Source organism: Alexandriicola marinus (genome assembly GCF_004000435.1).
GTDB lineage: Bacteria > Pseudomonadota > Alphaproteobacteria > Rhodobacterales > Rhodobacteraceae > Alexandriicola > Alexandriicola marinus.
In genome coordinates this window covers 1-23,453 of record NZ_RBVZ01000015.1, presented here as the reverse complement: position 1 = coordinate 23,453, position 23,453 = coordinate 1, and the positions used below count along the sequence as shown (strand labels likewise).

26 protein-coding genes and 1 riboswitch are annotated in these 23,453 nt (G+C 62.5%); of the genes, 7 read left to right on the top strand and 19 right to left on the bottom strand.

The annotated features are described in order from the left end of the window. Positions 1-3 precede the first annotated feature (3 nt). The 3 genes from EP376_RS20530 to rpsA form a co-directional block, all read right to left on the bottom strand. Positions 4-363: a lipopolysaccharide assembly protein LapA domain-containing protein gene (locus EP376_RS20530; RefSeq protein WP_127657387.1), complete on the bottom strand. Its 360-nt coding sequence runs from the start codon at positions 361-363 to the stop codon at positions 4-6. Positions 364-372: 9 nt separating this feature from the next. Then, the gene (gene ihfB / locus EP376_RS20525; protein ID WP_127657402.1) at positions 373-654 is read right to left on the bottom strand and encodes an integration host factor subunit beta; all 282 of its coding nucleotides are present in this window, start codon (positions 652-654) and stop codon (positions 373-375) included. Between the two features lie 497 nt (positions 655-1,151). Continuing rightward, positions 1,152-2,858 carry a 30S ribosomal protein S1 gene (gene rpsA, locus EP376_RS20520; protein WP_276317308.1) on the bottom strand — a complete coding sequence of 569 codons (1,707 nt, stop codon included), beginning with the start codon at positions 2,856-2,858 and terminating at the stop codon, positions 1,152-1,154. A gap of 290 nt (positions 2,859-3,148) precedes the next feature. Between rpsA and EP376_RS20515 the strand changes: the two genes are divergently transcribed. After that, entirely contained in the window at positions 3,149-4,561 is a 1,413-nt protein-coding gene (locus EP376_RS20515) for a hypothetical protein (protein WP_127657385.1), read from the top strand. 268 nt (positions 4,562-4,829) lie between these two features. Then, positions 4,830-6,077 (top strand): hypothetical protein, encoded by a 1,248-nt coding sequence (locus EP376_RS20510; protein WP_127657384.1) that lies wholly within the window; start codon positions 4,830-4,832, stop codon positions 6,075-6,077. A 3-nt stretch (positions 6,078-6,080) separates the two neighbouring features. On the opposite strand, the gene EP376_RS20505 is transcribed toward EP376_RS20510, so the two are convergent. The 14 genes from EP376_RS20505 to miaB form a co-directional block, all read right to left on the bottom strand. Beyond that, the gene (locus EP376_RS20505; protein WP_127657383.1) at positions 6,081-6,599 is read right to left on the bottom strand and encodes a polysaccharide deacetylase family protein; all 519 of its coding nucleotides are present in this window, start codon (positions 6,597-6,599) and stop codon (positions 6,081-6,083) included. Positions 6,600-6,678: 79 nt separating this feature from the next. Next, on the bottom strand, positions 6,679-7,308 hold the full coding sequence (locus EP376_RS20500; RefSeq protein WP_127657382.1) for a chloramphenicol acetyltransferase: 630 nt from the start codon (positions 7,306-7,308) through the stop codon (positions 6,679-6,681). After that, positions 7,305-7,919 carry a (d)CMP kinase gene (locus EP376_RS20495; RefSeq protein ID WP_127657381.1) on the bottom strand — a complete coding sequence of 205 codons (615 nt, stop codon included), beginning with the start codon at positions 7,917-7,919 and terminating at the stop codon, positions 7,305-7,307. Before EP376_RS20495 ends, EP376_RS20500 begins: the two co-directional genes overlap by 4 nt. Further along, complete coding sequence (locus EP376_RS20490) at positions 7,916-8,314, bottom strand: GFA family protein (RefSeq protein ID WP_127657380.1); 399 nt, start codon at positions 8,312-8,314, stop codon at positions 7,916-7,918. Before EP376_RS20490 ends, EP376_RS20495 begins: the two co-directional genes overlap by 4 nt. Beyond that, on the bottom strand, positions 8,311-9,663 hold the full coding sequence (aroA, locus tag EP376_RS20485) for a 3-phosphoshikimate 1-carboxyvinyltransferase (RefSeq protein ID WP_127657379.1): 1,353 nt from the start codon (positions 9,661-9,663) through the stop codon (positions 8,311-8,313). The genes EP376_RS20490 and aroA overlap by 4 nt, the downstream gene beginning before the upstream one ends. A gap of 90 nt (positions 9,664-9,753) precedes the next feature. Then, a complete protein-coding gene (gene trmB, locus EP376_RS20480) occupies positions 9,754-10,467 on the bottom strand; it encodes a tRNA (guanosine(46)-N7)-methyltransferase TrmB (protein ID WP_127657378.1) in 714 nt (237 codons plus the stop codon). Between the two features lie 69 nt (positions 10,468-10,536). After that, positions 10,537-11,718, bottom strand: a complete 1,182-nt coding sequence (metK, locus tag EP376_RS20475; RefSeq protein WP_127657377.1) for a methionine adenosyltransferase — start codon at positions 11,716-11,718, stop codon at positions 10,537-10,539. Positions 11,719-11,725: 7 nt separating this feature from the next. After that, positions 11,726-11,773: riboswitch (SAM-SAH riboswitch) on the bottom strand. Between the two features lie 39 nt (positions 11,774-11,812). Further along, entirely contained in the window at positions 11,813-13,315 is a 1,503-nt protein-coding gene (lnt, locus tag EP376_RS20470) for an apolipoprotein N-acyltransferase (RefSeq protein ID WP_127657376.1), read from the bottom strand. Beyond that, positions 13,312-14,226, bottom strand: a complete 915-nt coding sequence (locus tag EP376_RS20465) for a hemolysin family protein (RefSeq protein WP_127657375.1) — start codon at positions 14,224-14,226, stop codon at positions 13,312-13,314. Before EP376_RS20465 ends, lnt begins: the two co-directional genes overlap by 4 nt. Before the next feature lie 33 nt (positions 14,227-14,259). Beyond that, positions 14,260-14,751: an rRNA maturation RNase YbeY gene (gene ybeY / locus EP376_RS20460; protein ID WP_127657374.1), complete on the bottom strand. Its 492-nt coding sequence runs from the start codon at positions 14,749-14,751 to the stop codon at positions 14,260-14,262. 6 nt (positions 14,752-14,757) lie between these two features. Beyond that, positions 14,758-15,771, bottom strand: coding sequence for a PhoH family protein (locus EP376_RS20455; RefSeq protein WP_127657373.1), 1,014 nt, complete (start codon positions 15,769-15,771; stop codon positions 14,758-14,760). Between the two features lie 163 nt (positions 15,772-15,934). Continuing rightward, complete coding sequence (locus EP376_RS20450; protein ID WP_127657372.1) at positions 15,935-16,252, bottom strand: hypothetical protein; 318 nt, start codon at positions 16,250-16,252, stop codon at positions 15,935-15,937. Between the two features lie 11 nt (positions 16,253-16,263). Further along, complete coding sequence (locus EP376_RS20445) at positions 16,264-16,827, bottom strand: OmpA family protein (protein WP_127657371.1); 564 nt, start codon at positions 16,825-16,827, stop codon at positions 16,264-16,266. A gap of 205 nt (positions 16,828-17,032) precedes the next feature. After that, the gene (gene miaB, locus EP376_RS20440) at positions 17,033-18,349 is read right to left on the bottom strand and encodes a tRNA (N6-isopentenyl adenosine(37)-C2)-methylthiotransferase MiaB (protein ID WP_127657370.1); all 1,317 of its coding nucleotides are present in this window, start codon (positions 18,347-18,349) and stop codon (positions 17,033-17,035) included. A 155-nt stretch (positions 18,350-18,504) separates the two neighbouring features. Here miaB and EP376_RS20435 point away from each other — a divergent pair, with 155 nt between their 5' ends. After that, on the top strand, positions 18,505-19,371 hold the full coding sequence (locus tag EP376_RS20435) for a hypothetical protein (protein ID WP_127657369.1): 867 nt from the start codon (positions 18,505-18,507) through the stop codon (positions 19,369-19,371). Between the two features lie 28 nt (positions 19,372-19,399). On the opposite strand, the gene EP376_RS20430 is transcribed toward EP376_RS20435, so the two are convergent. Together EP376_RS20430 and irr are read right to left on the bottom strand one after the other, a co-directional pair. Beyond that, entirely contained in the window at positions 19,400-19,858 is a 459-nt protein-coding gene (locus tag EP376_RS20430; protein ID WP_127657368.1) for an REP-associated tyrosine transposase, read from the bottom strand. A gap of 80 nt (positions 19,859-19,938) precedes the next feature. Then, positions 19,939-20,373, bottom strand: a complete 435-nt coding sequence (gene irr, locus EP376_RS20425) for a Fur family transcriptional regulator Irr (RefSeq protein ID WP_127657367.1) — start codon at positions 20,371-20,373, stop codon at positions 19,939-19,941. A 190-nt stretch (positions 20,374-20,563) separates the two neighbouring features. Here irr and fabA point away from each other — a divergent pair, with 190 nt between their 5' ends. The 4 genes from fabA to EP376_RS20405 form a co-directional block, all read left to right on the top strand. After that, positions 20,564-21,073 (top strand): bifunctional 3-hydroxydecanoyl-ACP dehydratase/trans-2-decenoyl-ACP isomerase, encoded by a 510-nt coding sequence (gene fabA / locus EP376_RS20420; RefSeq protein WP_127657366.1) that lies wholly within the window; start codon positions 20,564-20,566, stop codon positions 21,071-21,073. Positions 21,074-21,133: 60 nt separating this feature from the next. Beyond that, positions 21,134-21,637 (top strand): P-loop nucleotide/nucleoside kinase family protein, encoded by a 504-nt coding sequence (locus tag EP376_RS20415; RefSeq protein ID WP_127657365.1) that lies wholly within the window; start codon positions 21,134-21,136, stop codon positions 21,635-21,637. 68 nt (positions 21,638-21,705) lie between these two features. Beyond that, complete coding sequence (gene fabB, locus EP376_RS20410; RefSeq protein WP_127657364.1) at positions 21,706-22,938, top strand: beta-ketoacyl-ACP synthase I; 1,233 nt, start codon at positions 21,706-21,708, stop codon at positions 22,936-22,938. Positions 22,939-22,957: 19 nt separating this feature from the next. Next, a partial coding sequence (locus EP376_RS20405; protein WP_127657363.1) for an enoyl-ACP reductase FabI occupies positions 22,958-23,453 on the top strand: 496 nt, incomplete at its 3' end.

Sequence of the window (23,453 nt, the reverse complement as noted above, 5' to 3'; positions counted from 1 at the left end):
CGCCTAGCGAGAGGATTCGGCCGACTCGAGCAGGGCCAGAACCTCGTCCTTTCCCTCGGTCTTCGAGGTTCTCAGACGGCCGACTTCGCGTTCGAGGCGAATTACCTCGCGGCCCTTTTCACGCGCTTCTGCCCTGATCCGGCCTTCGCGGAGCCATTCCCAGAAGAACCCGATCAACAGGCCCGCCGCGACGCCAAGGAAGATCACGACATAGAGCGGCAGGGTGATATCAGGCGACACGCCGATCAGGTTGCCGAACACCTCGGGCATGGCACGCAATGTCACCTCGCCCCGGTTCGCGAGGCCCACGATGATAAGGCAAATGCCGACAATGGCCCAAAAGGCGTAACGTATTGTTTTCATTTCACTCTCTTAATTTCCGTTCAGGCGGTCGCGCAGAAGTTTCCCGGTCTTGAAGAAGGGGACATGTTTTTCCTCGACCTCGACCGCCTCACCCGTGCGCGGGTTGCGGCCTATCCTGGGGTCACGACGTTTTACGGAAAAGGCGCCAAAACCGCGCAGCTCTACCCGGTTGCCATTGGCCATCGCCTCGGTGATCTCGTCGAAGATGGTCGACACGATCCGATCCACGTCCCGCTGAAACAAATGCGGATTCTCATCGGCGATCTTTTGAATGAGTTCGGACCTGATCATCTGCATCCCCTTGATCTCGACCTGCGCGGAGCTGGCAGGCATTCCGCGCGTCCTGACTGTTTCGAATTATCACAATTGCCGGGCACGTCGCCATGAAAAACAGGAAGCCTTTCGAATTGCCACGAAAATTCGCCTATACCGCAAAGATTCAGAGCACGGGAACGAGCCCAGTTCCCCCCTCCGGGCGGCGCAGGAACCGCTTGCCTCACCCGGTATCGTGCCCGTTCGGGGCGACAGGGCGGCTGATCTTCTTCGCGCTGCAACCGTCCCGCACCCAATGGCGCCGACGGCTTTGGTTGACGCGGTGACATGTGCCACAACAGCTCCCGCCATCGGCATCAGGACAACAGCTGCCCGGTCAGCCACGCATCCACAATAATGCGAGGGGTCCTGGCCCGGCTGGCGGTCGAATGCTCTAGCGCGCCGGTTGACAGGTCGAAACGAAAACGGCCCCGCACTTGGCGGGGCCGTTTCCTGTATCACAAAGACCGGATCGATCAGTCGTCGCTGCCCTTGAGGGCCGCGCCGAGGATATCGCCCAGCGATGCGCCGGAATCGGAGGAGCCGAACTGCTCGACCGCTTCCTTTTCCTCGGCGATTTCGCGCGCCTTGATCGACAGGCCCAGACGACGGGTCTTGCTGTCGATGTTGGTGACGCGCACGTCGACCTTGTCACCCACGCCAAAACGCTCGGGGCGCTGTTCGGCACGGTCACGCGACAGGTCGGAGCGGCGGATGAAGGACTTCATGCCTTCGTATTCCACCTCGATGCCGCCATCCTCGATCTTGGTCACCTCGACGGTGATGATCGAGCCGCGCTTCACGCCGCCAACGGCTTCGGCAAAGGGGTCGCCGTCAAGCGCCTTGATCGAGAGCGAGATACGCTCCTTCTCGACGTCGACTTCGGACACCTTGGCCTTGACGATATCGCCCTTGCGGAAATCGCCGATGACGTCTTCGCCCCGACCTTCCCAGGTCAGGTCGGAGAGGTGCACCATGCCGTCGATGTCGCCGGGCAGGCCGATGAACAGACCGAATTCGGTGATGTTCTTGACCTCGCCCTCGACCTCGGTCCCCTCGGGATGGGTCTCGGCAAAGACTTCCCACGGGTTGCGCTGGGTCTGCTTGAGACCAAGGCTGACGCGACGCTTGGCCGTGTCGATCTCGAGGACCATGACTTCGACCTCTTGCGAGGTGGAGACGATCTTGCCGGGATGGACGTTCTTCTTGGTCCACGACATTTCCGACACGTGAACCAGACCTTCGACGCCGGGCTCAAGTTCGACGAATGCACCGTAATCGGTGATGTTCGTCACGCGGCCGGTATGCACCGATTCCAGCGGGAACTTGGCTTCGACCGCATCCCACGGATCGTCCTGCAGCTGCTTCATGCCGAGGCTGATGCGGTGGGTGTCCTTGTTGATCTTGATGACCTGGACCTTCACCGTTTCACCGATCGACAGGATCTCGGACGGGTGGTTGACGCGGCGCCATGCCATGTCGGTCACGTGCAGCAGGCCGTCGACACCGCCCAGATCAACGAACGCACCGTATTCGGTGATGTTCTTGACCACACCGTCGACCGTCTGGCCTTCGGTGAGGTTCGCGATGACCTCGGCACGCTGTTCGGCGCGGCTTTCCTCGAGGATGGCACGGCGCGACACAACGATGTTGCCACGGCGGCGATCCATCTTGAGGATCTGGAACGGCTGCTTGAGACCCATGAGCGGGCCCGCGTCGCGCACCGGGCGCACATCGACCTGGGAGCCGGGCAGGAACGCCACAGCGCCGCCGAGATCGACGGTGAAGCCACCCTTGACCCGGCCAAAGATCGCGCCTTCGACACGCTCTTCGTCGGCATAGGCCTTTTCCAGACGGTCCCAGGCTGCTTCGCGGCGGGCCATCTCGTGGCTGATGACGGCTTCGCCACGGGCGTTCTCGACGCTGCGCAGGAAGACTTCGACCTCGTCACCGACCGAAATGTTGGGGGCCTCACCGGGATTTGCGAATTCCTTGAGATCGACGCGGCCTTCCATCTTGTAGCCGACATCGATGATGGCTTGTCCCGCCTCGATGGCGAGGACCCTGCCTTTGACGACGCTGCCTTCGGCGGGCGTGTCGATTTCGAAGCTTTCGTTGAGGAGGGCTTCGAATTCCTCCATGGATGCGTTCTGAGCCATGTGGCTTTTGATTTCCTTTACGATGTTTTTCCGGCCGTGCGGTTGTCTCCGCCGGTCTTTCACGAGGTTGGTCGGTCACGGGGCCCGGCAACAAAATCAGGGCCGGGAAGTCCCGACCCTGCTCGATCCCGAGGCGTTTCCCGCCTGCTTGACGCGCGTTTCATAGCGACGATGACCCTTTTGCGCAAGGGCCAAGAGCGACAGGCAAAGCCGGGACAGTGCAACAAGACTGTCATGAAAGCTTTGTTCTCCCGTTACAATGGCATCCTAGTGGGGCGGGGCAACAGATCATTTGCCAAGACAAGGATACCCGAATGCTCCGCTCCCGCCTTTTGACGACTGCCGCCGCCATCGCACTGGGCAGTCTCGCCCAGGCTGAAACACCCTTTTTCGTCACCACAACCGCCGATACCGGCGAGGGCACGCTGCGCGCGGCGCTCGCACAGGCTGCGCAGACCGGCGCGGCGTCGCGGGTCGTGATCCTGACGCAAGACGATATCTCGGTCGATACAGGCCTCGTCTATGAAGGAAGCGACCCGCTCGAGATCATCGGCTCAGGGCAGACCGTGCGCACGGCGCAGGATGTCACCTTGCTGACCGCCTCCAATGGTGCTGACCTGACGATCGCCGGCCTGAATTTCGCGGGCCCTGGCGGATACAGCATCGAGGCGCGCGCCGATTCCGACGGCATCGCCGGCAAGGGCATCTTCGTCGACGTGCGCGACGATCAGACGGGGACGGTTTCGCTGATGCTGTCGGACGTCACCGTCTCGGGCGTGGCCAATCACGGTATCCATGTCTCGGACTGCTCGCTGGCTGACGCATGCGGTGGCGGGGCGACGGGCGACGGCGAAGGCTCGCCCGCCTCGATCCGGGTGCATCTCGTCAATGTGGTCGTCGACGATGCAGGTAACGGCAAATTCGATGCCGACGGGGTCCGCGTCGACGAGCGTGCCGAGGGCGGTGTCCAGTTCTTTGCAACCGGCAGCACCTTCACCAATGTCGGCGCCGATGGGGTCGAACTTGACGAAGGACAGGCCGGCGACGTCGTCGTGACCGCGATCAACAGCGATTTCGTCGACAACGGCGGCTATTGCAACCCAGACCTTCTTGCCGGCTTCATGCCCGACGTTGACGAGGCCGAGTTCGAGGAAGGCCAGCAGGACGAGGCCGGCATTCCCGGTCCGATCATGGGCTCGCCCGATGACGGTTGCTTCGAGCGCGCGGTCGATCTGTATGATGACGGTTCGGTCGAGGCCTATGAATTCGCGATCGACGTGGATGACGGGTTCGACATCGACGAATCCGGCGATGGCTCTCTCTATGCGGTCCTCATCGGCGGTGCGATCACCGGCAACCTAGACGAAGGGAACGACTACGACGAATCCGGCGCAGGCGGCATCGATCTCACAGTGATCGGCACGCGCGCCTCCGGCAACGCCGATGACGGGTTCAAGAATTCCGAAGAAGATGGTGGAGACGTCGTCTCGACCGTCGTGGGCGCGACGTCCACGGACAACGGCGGCAAGGGCTTCGTCTTCGAGGAAGAGGGCGACGGCGATGTCAGGGTCGACGTGACCGGCACCACCACCGGCAACAATGATGATAGCGACGACACCGGCATCGAAGCCGTTCAGGAAGATGACGGCACCGGCAGCCTGAGTGTCACGGCTTCGGATATCACGGACGGCATCGACGTAGAGGGCGTCGACCTCTCCGAAATGTAGAAAACTGCCCCAATCGCGCCCCAATTGCCGCGAATTGGACACAAAGAACCCCCGGGGAAACAATCCTCGGGGGTAATTGTTTTCAAATTGGAATTAACTTCGCGTTTGTTCCCATCACCAACGCATCATGTAGACTTTGAGCGGCAAAGGCATACAACATACAGAGCGCACGGGATCGAGCCCGAAAGTTTCCCAATTCAAGACAATAAGCCGCCCCAGCCCCAAAATAGAAACAATCCCAACGATCTTGAAAGGTTCGGAGGGGCAAATGAAAACGTCTTCTATTCTGGTCATTTTGTTCGGGCAATCCAATGCGGACGCGCACAACGCCGGTCCCAGCCTGCCGGTGCCATTTCTCGACAATCCGCGCTGCGTTGTCCCCAACGACGGGCGGAGCTTCCAGGGTTGGCGTGGACGGGAACGGATCAAACCGATCACTGGCTTCGATCCATCCTATGACCCGAAAAGCAAGATACAATCCATCGGCGCCGCGATCGGTTGCACCGTTCTGGATCAGATGACGCACGATGTGTCGCTGGAACGTGTGATCGTGCGCAGTGCCGCGCGGGGCGGGTGCCCCCTGATCGCGCGTGACCGCAATGGTCGCGTCACCCCGGGCATTCACCTCAACCTCGATGGAACCCGATCCGCGATCTTCGAAGGCTTCATCGAGGATATCCGCCAGATCAAGGCCGCGGCAGAGGCCGATGGCGCACCGCTCCGGCATGTCTACATCCCGTTCTTTCATGGTGAGGCCGACAGGTCCGCCCCTTATGAGGAGTATCGCCGGAACCTCGAAGCCATGATGGATGACGCCGAAGCAGTCCTTGCGGAAATGTCGCTTGGCTGCACGTGGCTCATGACACAGGCGTCCGGCACCGCCGAGGGTTCGACCGGCAATGCCTGGGCGACGCGGGTCTGCCTCGACGATATCGCCACAAGACGGCGCAACGCGCATCTGGTCGCAGCCAATTACGGTTTGGCGCTGGAGGATTCCGTCCACCTCAATGCGAACAGCAAAGCCCTGATCGGCGAACTGATCGCCCATCGGCTCGTCGCGCTGGAGAAGGGGAAAGAGAGACACATCACCAGGCTGGCGCACATGGTCGTTCAGGGCAACGTGGTCGATCTCCTGTTCGACAGCCCGACCGGGATCACCTTTGACACGACCCGCTTTCCGGTTCCCGATTCGGCACTTGGGTTCAGCGTGACCGGACAGAAAGGTCAGGAGATCATGGCCGTCGAGCAGACGGGCCCAGCAACGGTCAGGCTCATCTGCGCGCTGCCACTCGACGGAGGCAAGACCCGTATCAATTATGCCTTCCAGAAGGCGATCAGCATCAAGGATCATGTGCCGGAGCATCGCTATCCCTTCGGACGCGGTTGCCTCAGAGAGGATTGGTCGGTTGCATCGAAGATCGTCGACGGCAACGAGGTGCTGAGCTGGGTCCCCGCCTTCTCGCTTCCGGTTCCGCAAGAGCTTCCTGTCGAACGCGAAGTCGCGCAGGCCGCCTGAGCGTCAGAGCGCCTCACCCCTGTCGAGCAGGTCCTCAAGCAGCTCTCGATGCATTCGCGCGCTGTCGCCGCTCCCGAATTGGGCGGCGCCGCTGGAATAGAAGGTGCCATATGTCTGGGCCACGCTGACCACCTGCGCCAGACCCGAAATCAGCTGATCGCGTTCCAACTCGGCCAGCGGATGGAGGAAGACACCCCAGACCCGGCCATTGGCCACGGCATAACGCGCATCAAGCGCGCTGTCGAAATTCGCCTGCATCATCCGCAAAAGATCGTCCGCGTCCAACCCGTCGGCCGAGGCGATGGGCACCATCGCCCGCATCCTGTTGGCACCCGGGTCCATCACGATCAGGATCGGCACATCGGAAATCGTCATTTCGAGTCCCGGCCCCGCCACCCGCGCCTCCGGATCAAGGGCGATCGCGATCCGGATCAACCGCTCTGCCGTCATCGGCGGCTCGGCCTCCTGCGCGAAGGCGGGCAGCGCGGTCAGGATCAGGGCGGCGGCAAGACGTCGGATCATGGGGCTCTCCTGCTCGGGGCTGGGGTCAGCCTAGACCGAACACCCCGTCATCGGGAAAGCACGTCTTCGGGAGCGACCATCAAAGTGTGGTGAAGGTCTCTGCCACGGTATCGAAGAAGGCGCCGACATGCGCCCCATCGACCAGCGCGTGATGCACTTCGATCGTCATCGGCATGGACCAGGTATCGCCCTCTGCAACCATCTTGCCCCATGAGATGCGCGGAATGCAGTCCTCGGGTCCGGGCAGCGCATTGTTGAGCGATGTGTAATCGAGCCACGGCAAGCACGAGAGATAGACGAGGTCATCCCGCTCGCCCGCATTCGCGCCCATATCGGTCGCATCGCGCGCCACGGCGATCCTGTCCTGCGCAAGCTGATCGAATGCCGCGAAGCCCGGCTGAAATGGCAGATAGCCATATCCGAAACTGCCGTCAGGCCGGGGCACGGACATCGACATCTCGACCCGATCATACAAAGTGACCCGCTCACCCCGGAACCGCATCCGCAATTCCGGCACCGCATCCACGCCTGCCCCGATCGCGTAAAGGGCGGCGCGATAGGGCGACACGCCCGCCGCCTTGCGTTCGGTCATCAGACGGGTCACGTCGATCCGGACGGTTATGGCATAATGCGGCCGGTCATATTTCCGAAACAGCTGGAATGCTTCGGCACGAGGCCATGAGGCAAGGTCGACCGCGCGCCCGGTCATTCCGGTCCGCGACGCCGGGCGACGATCTCGATGGCGCGGGCGACGGCTTCGTCAATCGACAGGTCGCTGGTATCCAGCTGCACCGCGTCGCTCGCCGGAAGAAGCGGCGCGGTCGCCCGGTCGCGATCCCGCTGGTCCCGGTCCCGGACAGCGGCCAGCACGTCGTCATAGCTTTGGATCTCTCCACGTTCGGTCAGCTCCCTGTGACGACGCTCGGCACGGCATTCGGCGCTGGCTGTCACGAACAGCTTGGCTTCGGCCTCGGGGCAGATCACCGTTCCGATATCCCGGCCATCCAGAACCGCGCCGCCGGCGCGCCGGGCAAAGCTGCGCTGAAAATCGACAAGCGCGGCACGGACCTCGGGGATGACCGCGACACGGCTAGCCTGATCGGCCACGGCCTGCGTGCGCAGATCGCCAGCCTCGAGGTCTTCGGCCCTTAGAGCCTTTGCGGCGGCAATCGGCTCGGCCCCGTCCCTGACCCGGGCGCCCACGGCACGGTAGAGCAGACCGGTATCCAGATGGGCAAAGCCGAAATGCGCCGCGACCGCCTTGGATATCGTGCCCTTGCCCGCCGCGGCGGGCCCGTCGATGGCCACTGTAAAGCTCATGCCCGACCCTCGCACAGATGTCCGTCGGCCGCCTGCGGCAAGCCATCGGTGATGTCGTAATACGCCCCCTTGTCGGCGCAGAAGATATGGCCCGCCATGCCGACCCCGGGATCACCATCGAGGCTGCCGGCCATGACGGCCAGTTCGGGGCCCGGACCATCCCAGAACAGGGTCGATCCGCAAGTGCCGCAAAATCCACGGCGCGCAAGGTCGCTGGATTGATACCAGCTGATCGCACCGCTCACCGTGATGTCGGCACCGTCGATCACGGTTGCGGCCACGTAGTGACCGCTCATCTTGCGGCATTGGCCACAATGGCAGGCAACCACGGGGCCAAGAGCACCCGCGATTTCAAAGGTGACCGATCCACAAAGGCAGCTTCCCCGTGCCGTCATCCGTTGGCCCGTTCGATCCGCGCCCCAAGATCGGCCATCAGCCTCTCGAAGATCGGGAACGATGTTGCAATGGGACCGGCATCGTCGACCTTCACCGGCTGTTCACTCGCCATGCCCAACACGAGGAACGACATCGCGATGCGGTGATCGAGCCTGCTTTCCACCGTGGCGCCACCGGGCACCTTGCCATGACCCAACCCGTGGACCGTCCACCAATCCTCGCCCTCATCAACCGTCAGTCCTGCCGCGCGCAGGCCTTGCGCCATGGCATCGATCCGGTCGCTTTCCTTGACGCGCAGCTCCTTCACGCCGGGCATATGGGTCTTGCCCTCGGCAAAGGCCGCAACGACCGACAGGACGGGATATTCGTCGATCATGCTTGCCGCGCGGTCTGGCGGGACCTCGATGCCCTTCATGTCGGGCGAGAACCGGGCACGCAGGTCGGCCACGGGTTCGCCGCCCTCTTCCCTCGGGTTCTCGAACACGAGGTCTGCACCCATGTCCTGAAGCGTATAGAACAGGCCCGCCCGCGTCGGATTGAGCCCGATATTCGGGACCAGTACGTCCGACCCTTCGACGATCAGCGCCGCACAGACCGGAAACGCCGCCGAGGACGGATCCCGCGGAACGATGATCGACTGCGGCTGCAATTCCGGCTGCCCGGTCAGTGTTATGACGCGCTTGCCATCCTCTTCGGTGACCGACAATTCCGCACCGAAGCCAGCCAGCATCCGTTCGGTATGGTCGCGCGTCGCCTCTTTCTCGATGACGACGGTCTGACCCGGCGCGTTGAGCCCGGCCAGAAGCACGGCCGATTTCACCTGCGCCGAGGGAACCGGCACCTCGTAGCGCACGGGCACCGGATCGGCCGCCCCCACGATCGTCAGCGGCAGACGGCCACCCTCGCGCCCGTAAGATTGCGCGCCGAACAGTGCGAGGGGGTCTGTCACCCGGCCCATGGGGCGGCTGTTGAGAGAGGCGTCGCCCGTGAATGTCGCCGTGATGGGCGACGTCGCCATCGCCCCCATGATCAGCCGGACGCCCGTGCCGGAGTTTCCGCAATCGATCACCTGATCGGGTTCGGCAAATCCGCCCACACCCACGCCGTGAACGGACCAACGTCCACCGCCGTGATCGGTGACCTCGGCCCCGAAAGCCCGCATCGCCGACGCGGTGTCCAGCACGTCCTGCCCTTCGAGCAAGCCGTCGATCGTCGTCTCGCCGACGCTGAGCGCGCCAAGGATCAGGGACCGGTGCGAGATGGACTTGTCACCGGGCACATGTGCCGTGCCACGCAGGTTGCGCGTCTTGCGCGAAGTCATCGGAATCGGATCGCCGTGCGAAGACATGTCCTACCTCGTTAGGTGCTTTTGCAGCGCGTTCTAGACGAGCACCGGGGGAGGGTCCACGCTCCTGTGCGGTTCGGCCGGCAAATTGCGTCAGTCGACAGGCTTTTGCCAGGTCAGGTAATGCGGCGGCCGCCCTTCGCGAAGGGCCTTTTGCTCATACCGGGTCGAGGGCCAGTCGGACCAGGCCTCGTCCATCGGGTGGTCGACGCGTGCAAATCCCGCGGCGGGCACTTCCTCGATCGTCTGGCGCACGTAATCCTCGATATCGGTGGCCACCCGAAATTCCGCGCCCGGCGCAAGAACCCGCATCAGCGGTTCAAGATATTGCGGCGTCACGAAGCGGCGCTTGTGATGGCGCGCCTTGGGCCATGGGTCGGGATAATTGAGAAAGGCTTTCGCGATGCTGCCATCGGGGATCACGTCGAAAAGATCACGGACATCTCCCGCATGGATCGCGAGGTTCTGCACCTCCGCCTCGCGGATCTTGCCCAGAAGCTGCGCCACGCCGTTGACGTAGGGTTCCGCCCCGATCAGACCGATCCCCGGATACCGGGCGGCCATCGCGACCATGTGCTCGCCGCCGCCGAAACCGATTTCAAGCCAGATTTCATCCTTGCCGGGAAAGAGGCCCGCAAGATCGAGCGGCGTGCGATCGGGGTTCTCTTCCCAACTGACAGGCCCGGGCGAGAAATGCCCCAGATCCGTCTCCAGCATGTCCTGCTGGCGACGGTTGAGCGTCTTGCCGTGGATACGGCCATGGAAATTGCGCCAAGGCGCGCCGGATTTGTGGGTGCGGTCAGTCATGCCGCGCCGAATAGCCACGGGCCCGCCGCGTTGCAAGCGGCGGGCCCGGCTTTGTCGCGGTCTGCTGGCTCAGAGGCCCTTTTTCAGGGCCTCGGCCAGATCGGTCCGTTCCCAGCTGAACCCGCCATCGGCATCGGGCTCGCGCCCGAAATGGCCATAGGCCGCCGTGCGCCGGTAAATCGGCTTGTTCAGGCCCAGATGCGTGCGGATGCCCCGCGGCGTCAGATCCATGGCCTGATCGATCGCGCGTTCGATCGCCGCGGGATCGACCTCGCCGGTGCCGTGGGTGTCGGCATAGATCGACAGCGGCTTGGACACGCCGATCGCGTAGCTGAGCTGGATCGTGCAGCGCTCGGCCAGGCCTGCCGCCACCACGTTCTTGGCAAGGTAGCGCGCGGCATAGGCCGCCGAGCGGTCGACCTTGGTCGGATCCTTGCCGGAGAACGCACCACCACCGTGCGGCGCGGCGCCGCCATAGGTGTCGACGATGATCTTGCGGCCCGTCAGACCCGCGTCACCATCCGGCCCGCCGATCACGAATTTGCCCGTCGGATTGACGTGCCAGGCGGTGTCGGCGCTGATCCAGCCCTCGGGCAGAACTTCGCGGATGTAGGGCTCGACCACGGCGCGGACGTCGTCGGAGGTCATGTCCTCATCAAGGTGCTGGGTCGACAGCACGATCGAGGTCACGCCCACGGGCTTGCCATCACGGTAGATGACCGACAGCTGCGACTTGGCGTCAGGGCCCAGAACCGGCTCGGTGCCGTTCTTTCGCACCTCGGCCAGCCGGCGCAGGATCGCATGGCTGAACTGGATAGGTGCGGGCATGAGCGCATCGGTCTCGTTCGTGGCATAGCCGAACATGATGCCCTGATCGCCGGCCCCTTCGTCCTTGTTGTCGGCCGCGTTCACGCCCTGTGCGATATGTGCCGATTGTTCATGAAGAAGGTTCGTGATCTCGCAGGTTTTCCAGTGAAACTTGTCCTGCTCGTAGCCGATATCGCGGATGCAGTCGCGGGTGATTCCCTCGACATGGCCCATGAATTCCTTGAGCCGGTCCTGATCGGACAGGCCGACCTCGCCACCGATCACGACGCGGTTCGTCGTGGCAAAGGTTTCGCAGGCCACGCGGGCCTCTGGCTGTTCACTCAGGAACGCATCGAGAATGGCGTCTGAAATCTGGTCGCACACCTTGTCGGGGTGCCCTTCGGAAACGGATTCCGAGGTGAAAATATAGTCTTGTCGTGACATGAGGGGTCGCTCCACTGAAATTTTCCGCCACGCCAGGAAGCCGTTGTGACGGAGATCGCAACGGGGCTATGCCCTGCCGCTCACCGGGTCAACATCAATCCCGCCTCGCCGCATAGAAAGCCCCGGCAATCAGGAAGATCAGCAACAAGCCCACGGGCCAGTCCCCCAGTTTGGAGTAAAATGTGGGCTGTCCCGGTTCCGGCAACACGAGGTCAAGTGTGCCTTCGGTATTCAGGGCGATTTCACCAAGGATTCGGCCCTTGCTGTCGATCATGGCCGAGATGCCGGTATTGGCCGCCCGCACCAGAGGAAGCCCCTGCTCGATCGCCCTCAGCCTTGCCTGCGCCAGATGCTGTTCCGGCCCGGCCCAATTCCCGAACCAGGCATCATTCGTCAACAAAAGAAGGAAATCGGGACGATTTGGCGCGGCGCGCACTTCTTCGGCGAAGATGCCCTCATAGCAGATCAGTGCCAGCGCGGAGCCGATCCCCGGTATCCGGACAAGCGCCGGACCGGTGCCCGGGGTGTAGCCGCCGCCTTCGCTCGCTGCGAGGCCATGGATACCGAATCGGGCCATCAACTCGCCAAAGGGCATGTATTCCCCGAATGGAACGAGATGCCATTTGTCATACAGGTCGACGAGGCCGTCATCGGGGTCGACGACGACAAGGCTGTTGAAAAACCGCCGACCCTCGCGGCGTTGAATCCCGGTCACAACGGGGCTTCCGGTCAGGTCGGCTGCGAGGGCAAGGCGCATTTCGGCTTGTTCCAGAAGCCATTGCACAGCCGTTTCCGGCCAGATCGTCACATCGGGAACAGGGCCCGCCGGATCACCGGCGCTGAGGTTCAACAGCCGGTCAAAGAAGACGTCTGCCATCCCGGGCTGCCATTTCAGGTCCTGCCGGGCGTTGGGTTGCACGATCCGGATAAGGGGCCGATCCTCGCTGAGGCCCATGGGCGGGCCCGGATCAAAGGCGATCCACCCCGATGCCAGCACAAGCGCGGGCAGCGCCAGCCACAACCGAAGTCCGGCAGCGGCGATACCCGCGGCCAGCGCCAGCGTCAGCAGGGTCAGCCCGTGCGGGCCCGTGATCGCCGACAATTGTGCGACCGGCGTCCCGATCCAGACATGGCCGATCAGCGCCCATGGGAATCCCGTCAGGATCAACGCCCGCGCCAGTTCGGCCAGCGCCAGCATCGCGACAAGCGCCAGAAGGCTGGACCCGCGCGCCAGCCTGTGTGCCAGTCCAAATGCGGCGGCCCAGAACGCGCCCGCCCCCACGGCCATGAACACCAAGGCAAAAGGCGCCATCCAGCCATGGCGAGCAACATCGACAAGGAACGGCTGAACGATCCAATGCAACGTCAGTGCGAAGTATCCCGCACCAAGGGCCCAACCGGCCCAGATCGCACCGCGCAAGCGCGTCTCGTGTCGCGCGACCGAAAACGCAAGGCCCAGCGCAACAAGCATCAATGGCCAAAAGCCCCATGGGCTCTGACCCAGTCCGGCAAATGCCCCCAGCAGTGCATAGATCGCTCCCCGCGGCATCGCCCGCATGGCTGACAGCCGCGACGCGACCCGCGTCGTTGGCGTCATTCAGCGGCCTTCTGGGGCATCTCCTTGACCGGGTTGAGACGAACGCGAAGCCGCTTGATGCGTCGGGCGTCGGCGTCGATCACCTCGAATTCCGGTCCATCGGGATGGCGGATCACCTCGCCGCGGGCGGGCACATGGCCCGCAAGCATGAAGGCCAGCCCGCCCAGCGTCTCGACTTCTTCGTCGTCGATTTCCTCGTGGTTCGTCAGGCTCATACCGATGGCCGGCTCGAATTCATCGAGCGGCGTCTTAGCCAGCGCCAACCAGCAGCCGGGACGTTCCTCGATAAAGGAGGTGGCCTCGTCGACGTCGTGTTCATCCTCGATCTCACCGACGACCTGTTCGATGAGATCCTCGATCGTGACAAGGCCGTCTGTCCCGCCGTATTCATCGATCACGAGCGCCATATGGATGCGTTCGGCCTGCATCTTTTGCAGCAGAACGCCCAGCGGCATCGACGGCGGCACATAAAGGAGCGGCCGCAGGATGTTGCGCAGGTCGAAATCATCGTGCTTGCCGTTGAAGCCGAAACGCAGCGCGAAATCCTTGAGATTCACGATGCCGACCGGGGTATCGAGCGTTCCCTCGAAGACAGGTATCCGTGTCAGACCGCTTTCGCGGAAGACCTTGACCAATTCATCCTGGGTTGTCCCGATCGGAACGGCGACGATCTCTGCCTTGGGGATCGACACGTCATCCACACGCATCCTACGCAGGTTCAGAAGCCCGGGCCGGGTCGTGTCTGATGATGTCAGGGAGGTGTCGGGTTTTGCCGAATAGGGTTGTGTCCCGGAGATTACGCCGATCGCACGGCCGAAAAGGCCCCAATTCTGACTTCTAGACTCGCCCTCGTCGGGGTCGTTGCCGCGTGGCGTCTCGGCCGTGCGCGGCCCACTACTGGTGTCGTTCATTTGCTCCATCCGTCGCGGTCACGTGGCCGCGAATCACACAATAATCGCATATGGGTCCTCAATCCCCAATTTTCCAAGTATCTCCGTTTCGATTCCCTCCATGAGGGTCGCATCGGCGTCACGTTCGTGGTCATAGCCCAGAAGATGCAGAATGCCGTGAACGACAAGATGGGTCGCATGATCCGTCAGCGTCCGCCCCCCCGCATCGGCCTCGCGCAGGCAGGTCTGGTAGGCGATGGCGATATCGCCCAGCTCGGGATCGACGGGGGCGTGGGGCTGCGCGCCGGCCACCTCGGCACTGCGATCCTCGGACGGCCATGACAGGACGTTGGTCGGCACCGCCTTGCCGCGAAAGTCGCTGTTCAGATCGGCGATCCGGGCGTCATTGCAGGCCAGAAGACTGATCTCGAGCCCGCTTTGCCGAAGGTTCAGATGTGCCGCGACAGCATCGGCCGCGGTCGCGGCGATCGTTTCGATCCCGGCGGCGGACCAAAGCTGCTCTTCGATCAGGCAATCGACGTTCACTGAGGGTCAGCCCCGCTCCGCGTCTTTGTCATAGGCCTCGATGATCGCCGCGACGAGCGGGTGACGCACGACATCTTTCGCGGTGAAGTAGTTGAAACTGATCTTCGGGATCGAATGCAACAATCGTTCGGCATCGGCCAGACCAGAGGCAACCCCGCGCGGCAGATCGACCTGCGTCCGGTCACCCGTGATCACCATGCGCGACCCTTCGCCCAGACGGGTCAGGAACATCTTCATCTGCATGGAGGTTGCGTTCTGAGCTTCGTCAAGGACGACAAAGGCACGGCTGAGCGTCCGGCCCCGCATGAAGGCCAAGGGCGCAATCTCGATCACCTTTTCCTCGATCATCTTGGCCAGCTGCTTGCCGGGCAGGAAATCGTTCAGCGCATCGTAAAGCGGCTGCATGTAGGGATCGACCTTGTCCTTCATGTCGCCGGGCAGGTAGCCCAGCTTTTCGCCCGCTTCGACGGCAGGGCGGCTGAGAATGATCTTGTCGACATGGCCGCCGATGAACATCGACACCCCCACGGCCACGGCAAGATAGGTCTTGCCGGTTCCCGCGGGGCCGATCCCGAAGGCCAGTTCGTTGTCGAACAAGGCCCGGACATAGGCCTTTTGCGCCTCGGTGCGCGGCTCCACCAGCTTGCGGCGGGTCTTGATCTCGACCCGCTCCTCGCCACCCTTGAACATCTCCATCTGGCTGTCGGCCCCGCCAGAGGCCTCGCGTGCCGCAGCACCAAGGCGCAATTCGCGATCCACGTCCGCAGGCTCGACCGGTTTCCCGGTCTCTAGCCGCTGATATAGCGCGCTGAGAACATCGGCCGCCATCGCCCGGGCGCCGGGTTCGCCGATCACGGAGAGCTGGTTTCCACGTCTGAGGATCTGAACGCCAAGCGTGCTTTCGATCGCGGTCAGGTTCCGATCATATTCGCCGCACAGGTCGATCAGGAGGAAATTGTCCGGAAATTCCAGGGCGGCGCCAGATGTCTGGGTATCGGCAGTCAGAACAGAGATGGTCAATAACTACTCCTGTCTGGGTCGGGCCAAGTCGGCACCGATATCATGAAACTGTCAACGCGCGCCCCGAAGCGCAAGTCACCTTGTCCCATGCCGGGATGACAAAATGACAAAGGGCCACGGATTGAACCGTGGCCCCGGTCTTTCGATGTAAAATTCACCGCGATCAAAGCGGATCGGGAATGAACGTGCCTTCCTGGAACGGGCCGACGACCGATGTGGGCGGCGCCACCCCCGAGCAGACCGGCCTACCATCGGGCGTCAGGCGCTCGGACAGGTAGCCCTCGACACCGTCGTCGATGATCCAGTGGTCGCATCCGTTGGGATCGACCCAGATGCCGGCCACGAGGGTCGACAGATGGTGCGCGTTGATCCCGCGGTCGACCGTCTTGTCCGGGCCGATCTCGATGAAGCCTTCGCCCCCTTCGCAGGCTGCCAGCGCAAATCCGGCGGAAGCCAGGCACATTACTTTAACCAGTTTCATATCCGGGCTCCTCAACGCAGGCAGTAGATTTCGACGCGGCGGTTTTGCTGCATGCCTTCGGCGGTGTGGTTCGTCGCCCGAGGCTGACGTTCCCCAAAGCCACGCACATCGACGACGCGAACACCTGCAGATTGCGCGATCTCGGCAACCGCGTTGGCGCGGTTGTTCGAAAGCCGGATATTGTATTCATCCGAGGCGCGGCTGTCGGTGTGGCCATAGATCAGGAAGCCAAAGGCATTCGCGCTGCGGAAGAACTGCTGAAGATTGGCGCGATTATGCGGGCCAATGTGCCAGCGATCAGTGGCGAACAACTGGTCCGTCGGCAGAACGCCGCAAATCTCACTCCGGTGGCAGACCGGGCGGCCTTCGCGGTCGCGATGCGGCGACATGTAACCTTCGGCGCCGTCATCCATGACCCAGTGTTCGCACCCATCGGGATCGATCCAGATCGTGGGCTCATAAATCTCGCGCACCTGCTCTTGCGCCGCAACGGGCGCCGCGATCGACATGGCCCCCAGCGCGACGATCGCCACTCCCCCAAGGGCGGCCCGCAATCTGTTCTTCCCTGTTCTCATGACAGTCTATTGTCCTCTGCAATCACTCGTTCCAGTCGTTTGACGGGCAAAAAAGCCGTCACACACGCTTTTATGAACACATTGTTACCCGGTTGGCGCCACAATGAAAGCGATTTCGCCTAGATATTGTGGTGTTGAAGCTAACAATGCCTACCCGATCGCCGCATTGTTGCCACATTTCCGCCTCATTTGCAGATTTGGACGGTCAACTCCCGATCAGCTCTCCGCCGAGGGAATGCGGGGCGGCCTCGGTAATACGGACCCGGCGAATCTGTCCGCGCAGGTCATCGGCCGCAGTCACATGAACTGCATGAAGATGTTCAGATTTGCCGCCCCACTGCCCGGGCCTGCGGCCGGGCTTTTCGAACAGCACGGTGGTCACCTGTCCGACCATAGCCTCCTGGGCCGCGGTCTGCTGTGCCGACAAGAGCGCCTGCAATCGCTGCAACCTGTCGTCCATCACATCAACCGGAACCGTCTCGCGCTCGGCAGCCGGGGTTCCGGGGCGCGCCGAATATTTGAAGGAATAGGCCGCGCCGTAGCCAACTTCGGCCACAAGGTCGAGCGTGGCCTGAAAATCATCCTCGGTCTCCCCGGGAAAGCCCACGATGAAATCCGATGTCATCAGGATATCGGGACGGGCTGCCCGGATCCGCTCGATCAACCTCAGATAGCTTTCGGCAGTGTGCTTGCGGTTCATTGCCTTGAGGATACGGTCGCTTCCCGACTGAACCGGCAGATGCAGATAGGGCATCAGCTTCGGCTCTTCGCCGTGGGCGGCGATCAGCGCCTCATCCATGTCGTTGGGATGGCTCGTCGTATAGCGGATCCGATCCAGCCCATCGATCCGGGCAAGTCGGGAAATCAGGCCGGCAAGCCCGCCCTCGCCACCGTGATAGGCATTCACGTTCTGCCCCAGAAGCGTGATTTCGCGCACGCCCGCCTCGACCAGGCCCCGGGCCTCGGTCTCGATCCGTTCAGCGGGGCGGGAGACTTCGGCCCCCCGGGTATAGGGCACCACGCAGAAGGCGCAGAACTTGTCGCAGCCCTCCTGCACCGTCAGGAACGCGGTCGGGCCCCGCGCCATGCGCGGCCGGGATCTCAGCGTCTCGAACTTGTCATCCTCGGGAAACTCGGTGTCGATGGCGCGGCCGCCCGCGCGCACGGCCTGTTCCATCTGGGGAAGCCGGTGATAGCTCTGCGGTCCGACCACCAGATCGACCATCGGCATCCGGCGCACGATCTCTTCGCCCTCGGCCTGCGCGACACAGCCCGTGACCCCGATCTTGAGGTCGGGGTTCATGGCCTTCTGGCCCTTGAGCCGGCCCAGATCGGAATACAGCTTTTCGGCTGCCTTTTCCCGGATGTGACAGGTGTTGAACAGGACCATGTCGGCCTCGGACACATCCTGCGTCTGTTCATAGCCCTGCCCGCCCAGCGCCTCGGCCATCCGTTCGCTGTCATAGACGTTCATCTGGCAGCCGTATGTCTTGATGAAAAGCTTTCTGGGCTGGTCGGTCATGGCAGCGGTTTCCTTGGTCCGGCAAACGACGGGTATCTAGCGCACTCGGGCCTGCACTTGCAATGGACCCGGAATTAACCGAATCTCCGGTCTTGCCGGGCGACATTGCGTTCCGACCTGCCGAACAGACACCTCTGACGACTGGGCCGCCAAAGATGCACTACGACAGCCTCGATGCGTTCCTTTCTTCCGGGCGCGATCTGGTCGCGAAGGGACCGATTGCGCTCCTTCTGGCCGAAGATGAGGTCGAACTCGACACGTCGATCCGCCATCACGTCGATGCGGGGTTTCGCCGGATCATCGTCTTCGCCAATCCCGAACTGAAGACCGGCGTTCCGGTCAGCGACCGGATCATCCGGGTCGATACCGACGTGCTGGCCGACGGGGCGCTGTGCAGGATCATCAATCCGGTGATCGATCTGGCCGACGGGCAATGGCTTTATTACTGCTACAACGCCGAATACCTTTTTTATCCGTTCTGCGAACACCGGACGGTCGGCGAGATGATCACCTTCAACAACGAAGAACGGCGCGACACCGTCCTGACCTATGTGATCGACCTTTATGCTGGCGATCTCTGGGCCAACCCCAGTGCGGTGTCTCTCGACGATGCGCATCTGGACAAGTCGGGCTATTACGCGCTGGCGCGACACAAACCCGGAACCCAGGATCCCGAGGAACGACAGCTTGATTTCTTCGGAGGATTGCGGTGGCGTTTCGAAGAGCATGTCCCCCTGCCCCGGCGCCGCATCGACCGGGTTGCGGTCTTCAAGGCCCGCAAGGGTGTTCACCTCAGGCCGGATCACACCTTTACCGACCCGGAATACAACACCTATTCCTGCCCCTGGCACAACAACCTGACGGCCGCCATCTGCTCGTTCAGGACGGCCAAGGCCCTCAAGCGCAATCCCGGGTCAACCTTCGACATCGAGACATTCCAGTGGTACAATTCCGCACCGTTCGAATGGCATTCGCAGCAATTGCTCGACCTTGGGCTGATGGAGCCCGGGCAATGGTTCTGAGCCAAAACGGCTGACACCCACCCCCGGGTCAGGCCGCCTGACGGGTGGCACGCGGACCGTGGAAAGAGGCATGCGGCCAGCGGGACGGCCGATCGACAAGCCCCGCGTCCACGGGTCCCGCAAGACAGGTCTTCCTGTGACGTTCAAGATCGGCCGGGCTTCGGATTGCGAACGCCTTGACGCGCTGCTGCCAGATTGTATCCGGCACTAGTGACGAGCCCGCCAGCGCCCGTTCGAACCTGCTTTTGATCGCGGCCCATCGGGTCAGATAATCGGTATCCCCCTCGGGCAACGTCCAGATGGCATGGATCCTGTCGGGCAGGATAACGACCGTGTCGATGGCGAATGGCCGTTCTTGCTGCACTTCTGCGATGACGGTCCGCAAGAGGCCGGCCCGATCCACGAGCAGGGTGCTGGACCGATCCTTCAGGCCAAGCGTGAAGAGATACGTGCCGTCTGGCACAGTGGAATGGCTTGCTTGTGTCATGGTTCGAGTTTCACCCCTCAAGGTTAACAACTCGAGACAGACCTAGAGTGTTCGTCTGACGAGGCGACCGATCAGCCTGATCAGATTCGCCGCAGCCGGATCACAACATCGACAGATGACAGTTCCGCGCCCTCGGGCAGGTCGGGAAGTCGACGAATCTCGAGTTCTTCGGCCGGGGCATCGGTGAGGACGGCACTGTCTTCCCAATAAAAATGCGGATGGTCAGAGACATTGGTGTCGAAATAGCTCTTGGTGCCGTCGACCGTGATCTCACGCATCAGGCCCACGTCGCAAAAGGCCCGCAGGGTGTTGTAGACCGTGGCAAGGGACACAGGCTCCCCGCTTCGAGACGCCGCCTCATAGAGGGTTTCGGCCGTCACATGACGATCCTCTCCGTCGCCGACAAGCAGCCTTGCCAAGGCAAGCCGCTGCCGCGTCGGGCGAAGCCCGGCGGCGCCCAACCATTCCTCGCCGCGTCGTCCGGCCAAATCGTTCGTCGATGAAACCTGTTCCATGATCACAAGATATGCCGCTATGCCCTGAATTTTCAATGGCAAACAGCCGATCTAGGGATCGGGGCATCCTGTCGCAGCACGAATCCGGCAATCGCCCGAAACCCCGCCGGACTTGCCCTTGCCGGAATTCGGGTGCTAGACGCAAAAGACGTAGCCAACGGATGAAACAACGGAACGGATCCCCTCGCAGATGTCAGAATATCCGCGCCAGTTCGACAAGGACGGCCTTCTTAAATGTGCCCGGGGCGAACTGTTCGGGCCCGGCAATGCTCAATTGCCCCTCCCCCCGATGCTCATGATGGACCGCATCACCGACATCAGCGGTGACGAGGGCGCGCATGGCAAGGGCCATGTGGTGGCCGAATTCGACATAACGCCGGACCTGTGGTTCTTCGAATGTCATTTCCCCGGAAACCCGATAATGCCGGGATGCCTTGGCCTCGACGGCCTGTGGCAGCTCACCGGGTTCAACCTTGGCTGGCGCGGCTGGAAAGGCCGCGGCTATGCGCTTGGCGTGGGTGAAGTCAAACTGACGGGGATGGTTCGACCGGACCGCAAGATGCTGACCTACAAGGTGGATTTCACCAAGGCCATGCAAACCCGCCGCCTGACGATGGGCGTTGCGGATGGCATCGTCGAAGCCGATGGCGAGGTGATCTATCAGGTCAAGGACATGAAGGTCGCGCTAAGCGAAAGCTGACCGGAGGTTGCGGCCAGACATGCGACAGGCACAGACGTCTCCGATCGCCGGATTGCGGTAATGGCCGTGGAACCGGCAGTCCTGCATTGCCTGTGCGGCAAGCCAGCGGCCGGCAAATCCACCCTCTGCGCCGAATTGAGCAGGGACGCCGGGACGATCGCGCTTTCGGAGGATGTCTGGCTCGACGCCCTTTATGGTGAAGAGATGTCGACGCTGTCCGATTTCGTGCGATGCTCCGACAAGTTGCGCTATGCGGTCGGCCCGCATGTCGTGGCACTGCTGGAGCGCGGTCTTTCGGTCATCCTCGATTTTCATGCAAACACCGTCGAGGCGCGCCTCTGGATGCGCCGCCTTGCCGATGCGGCGGGGGTCGAATGCAAGTTGCATTATCTCGATGTGCCTGACGATCTGTGCCGCATCCGCCTGGCCGCGCGCCGGGCGCGTGGCGACCATCCCTTCAACGTGACGCCCGCGCAATTCGACGGGGTGGTCGCGCACTTTGTGCCCCCGACCGAGGCCGAAGGCATCACGATCATCCGGCACGCGCCTCCGGAAACCCTTTGAATTGCCTGCCTTGCCCTTCCCCGCCCCCATGACCTACACACGAGGCAACAATTTGAATGGGAGGCCGCATGCGCCGCGTCGTCATCACCGGTTTGGGTATCGTGTCACCCTTGGGAAATTCTGCGGACGAAGTCGCTGACGCGCTCAAGGCTGGGCGGTCGGGAATCGAGCATTCACCCGAGATGGCCGAACACGGGTTTCGCAGCCAGATCGCCGGAACGCTCAAGATCAATCCGGCCGACCATGTCGATAAGCGGACCATGCGCTTCATGGGCCCGGGTGCCGCCTATGCGCATATCGCGATGACACAGGCGATTGCCGATGCAGGTCTTGGCCCGGACGAGGTCTCGCATCCCATGACGGGCCTGATCGCCGGATCGGGCGGTCCGTCGACCTCGGCGATGCTCGCGGCCCATCAATCGGTTCTCAAGACAGGGGCCACAAAGCGGATCGGCCCCTTTGCGGTTCCGAAATGCATGTCGTCGACGATCAGTGCGAACCTGTCGACCGCCTTCCAGATCAAGGGCATCAACTATTCGATCACCTCGGCCTGCTCCACGTCGCTGCATTGCATCGGCAATGCCGCCGAACAGATCATGATGGGCAAGCAGGACGTTATGTTCGCAGGCGGCGGTGAAGAGCTGGACTGGACCCTGTCGTGCCTCTTCGACGCGATGGGCGCGATGAGTTCCAAGTTCAACGACACGCCGCAGAAGGCCTCCCGTGCGTTCGACGCGGATCGCGACGGGTTCGTGATCGCCGGCGGCGGCGGGATCGTCGTGCTCGAGGCGCTTGACCGGGCCCTGGCGCGCGGCGCGCATATCTATGCCGAGGTCACGGGCTTTGCCGCGACATCCGACGGCCATGACATGGTCGCGCCCTCCGGCGAAGGCGGCGAACGGGCGATGCGGCTGGCGCTGAACACCCTGCCTGCGGATCGCAAGGTCAGCTATATCAACGCCCATGGCACATCCACACCGGTCGGCGACGTGGGCGAGATCGAGGCCGTGCGCCGCGTCTTCGGGGAGGGGAGCACCCCGCCCGTTTCCTCGACCAAGTCGATGACGGGCCACAGTCAGGGCGCCACCGGCGCGCAGGAAGCGGTATATTGCCTGCTGATGCTGAAGGACGATTTCATCGCCCCGTCGATCAATGTCGAAACGCTTGACCCGGCCCTGAAACCGCAGGAAATCGCCACGGAACTGGTTGCCAACGCGGGCCTCGATACCGTGATGACCAACAGCTTCGGTTTCGGCGGCACGAACGGATCGATGCTGCTGTCCCGCTACCGGGCAGACTAGAACAATACAGGAGGCCGCGATGGCACTTTCGATGGATGGCAAGCGCGGCCTCATCATGGGGGTTGCAAACGACCGGTCAATCGCATGGGGGATCGCCAAGGCGATGTCCGACGCCGGGGCCGAGCTTGCCTTTTCCTACCAGGGTGAGGCGTTCGGCAAACGTGTGAAACCGCTTGCAGAAAGCGTTGGGTCCGATCTTCTGGTCGATGTCGACGTGACCGACGATGCCTCGCTCGACGCCGCGTTCGCCTTGCTGGAGGCCGAATGGGGCAGGCTCGATTTCCTGGTTCACGCGATCGCCTTTTCCGACAAGACGGAACTGACGGGCCGGTTCATCGACACCAGCCGCGAGAACTTTCGCAATTCCCTAACCATTTCCTGCTACTCCCTGATCGAAGTGGCACGCCGTGCCCGCCCCCTGATGACAGATGGTGGAACGATCCTGACACTGACCTACGAAGGCTCGCAGCGGGTCACGCCGTTCTACAACGTCATGGGCGTGGCCAAGGCCGCGC

What these genes read in the sequence shown, in the direction of transcription:
- EP376_RS20530 (WP_127657387.1), bottom strand. Translation starts at nt 363, where the DNA reads ATGAAAACAATACGTTACGCCTTTTGGGCCATTGTCGGCATTTGCCTT.
- ihfB (WP_127657402.1), bottom strand. Translation starts at nt 654, where the DNA reads ATGATCAGGTCCGAACTCATTCAAAAGATCGCCGATGAGAATCCGCAT.
- EP376_RS20515 (WP_127657385.1), top strand. Translation starts at nt 3,149, where the DNA reads ATGCTCCGCTCCCGCCTTTTGACGACTGCCGCCGCCATCGCACTGGGC.
- EP376_RS20510 (WP_127657384.1), top strand. Translation starts at nt 4,830, where the DNA reads ATGAAAACGTCTTCTATTCTGGTCATTTTGTTCGGGCAATCCAATGCG.
- EP376_RS20505 (WP_127657383.1), bottom strand. Translation starts at nt 6,599, where the DNA reads ATGATCCGACGTCTTGCCGCCGCCCTGATCCTGACCGCGCTGCCCGCC.
- EP376_RS20500 (WP_127657382.1), bottom strand. Translation starts at nt 7,308, where the DNA reads ATGACCGGGCGCGCGGTCGACCTTGCCTCATGGCCTCGTGCCGAAGCA.
- EP376_RS20495 (WP_127657381.1), bottom strand. Translation starts at nt 7,919, where the DNA reads ATGAGCTTTACAGTGGCCATCGACGGGCCCGCCGCGGCGGGCAAGGGC.
- EP376_RS20490 (WP_127657380.1), bottom strand. Translation starts at nt 8,314, where the DNA reads ATGACGGCACGGGGAAGCTGCCTTTGTGGATCGGTCACCTTTGAAATC.
- aroA (WP_127657379.1), bottom strand. Translation starts at nt 9,663, where the DNA reads ATGTCTTCGCACGGCGATCCGATTCCGATGACTTCGCGCAAGACGCGC.
- trmB (WP_127657378.1), bottom strand. Translation starts at nt 10,467, where the DNA reads ATGACTGACCGCACCCACAAATCCGGCGCGCCTTGGCGCAATTTCCAT.
- metK (WP_127657377.1), bottom strand. Translation starts at nt 11,718, where the DNA reads ATGTCACGACAAGACTATATTTTCACCTCGGAATCCGTTTCCGAAGGG.
- lnt (WP_127657376.1), bottom strand. Translation starts at nt 13,315, where the DNA reads ATGACGCCAACGACGCGGGTCGCGTCGCGGCTGTCAGCCATGCGGGCG.
- EP376_RS20465 (WP_127657375.1), bottom strand. Translation starts at nt 14,226, where the DNA reads ATGAACGACACCAGTAGTGGGCCGCGCACGGCCGAGACGCCACGCGGC.
- EP376_RS20450 (WP_127657372.1), bottom strand. Translation starts at nt 16,252, where the DNA reads ATGAAACTGGTTAAAGTAATGTGCCTGGCTTCCGCCGGATTTGCGCTG.
- EP376_RS20445 (WP_127657371.1), bottom strand. Translation starts at nt 16,827, where the DNA reads ATGAGAACAGGGAAGAACAGATTGCGGGCCGCCCTTGGGGGAGTGGCG.
- miaB (WP_127657370.1), bottom strand. Translation starts at nt 18,349, where the DNA reads ATGACCGACCAGCCCAGAAAGCTTTTCATCAAGACATACGGCTGCCAG.
- EP376_RS20435 (WP_127657369.1), top strand. Translation starts at nt 18,505, where the DNA reads ATGCACTACGACAGCCTCGATGCGTTCCTTTCTTCCGGGCGCGATCTG.
- EP376_RS20430 (WP_127657368.1), bottom strand. Translation starts at nt 19,858, where the DNA reads ATGACACAAGCAAGCCATTCCACTGTGCCAGACGGCACGTATCTCTTC.
- irr (WP_127657367.1), bottom strand. Translation starts at nt 20,373, where the DNA reads ATGGAACAGGTTTCATCGACGAACGATTTGGCCGGACGACGCGGCGAG.
- fabA (WP_127657366.1), top strand. Translation starts at nt 20,564, where the DNA reads ATGTCAGAATATCCGCGCCAGTTCGACAAGGACGGCCTTCTTAAATGT.
- EP376_RS20415 (WP_127657365.1), top strand. Translation starts at nt 21,134, where the DNA reads ATGGCCGTGGAACCGGCAGTCCTGCATTGCCTGTGCGGCAAGCCAGCG.
- fabB (WP_127657364.1), top strand. Translation starts at nt 21,706, where the DNA reads ATGCGCCGCGTCGTCATCACCGGTTTGGGTATCGTGTCACCCTTGGGA.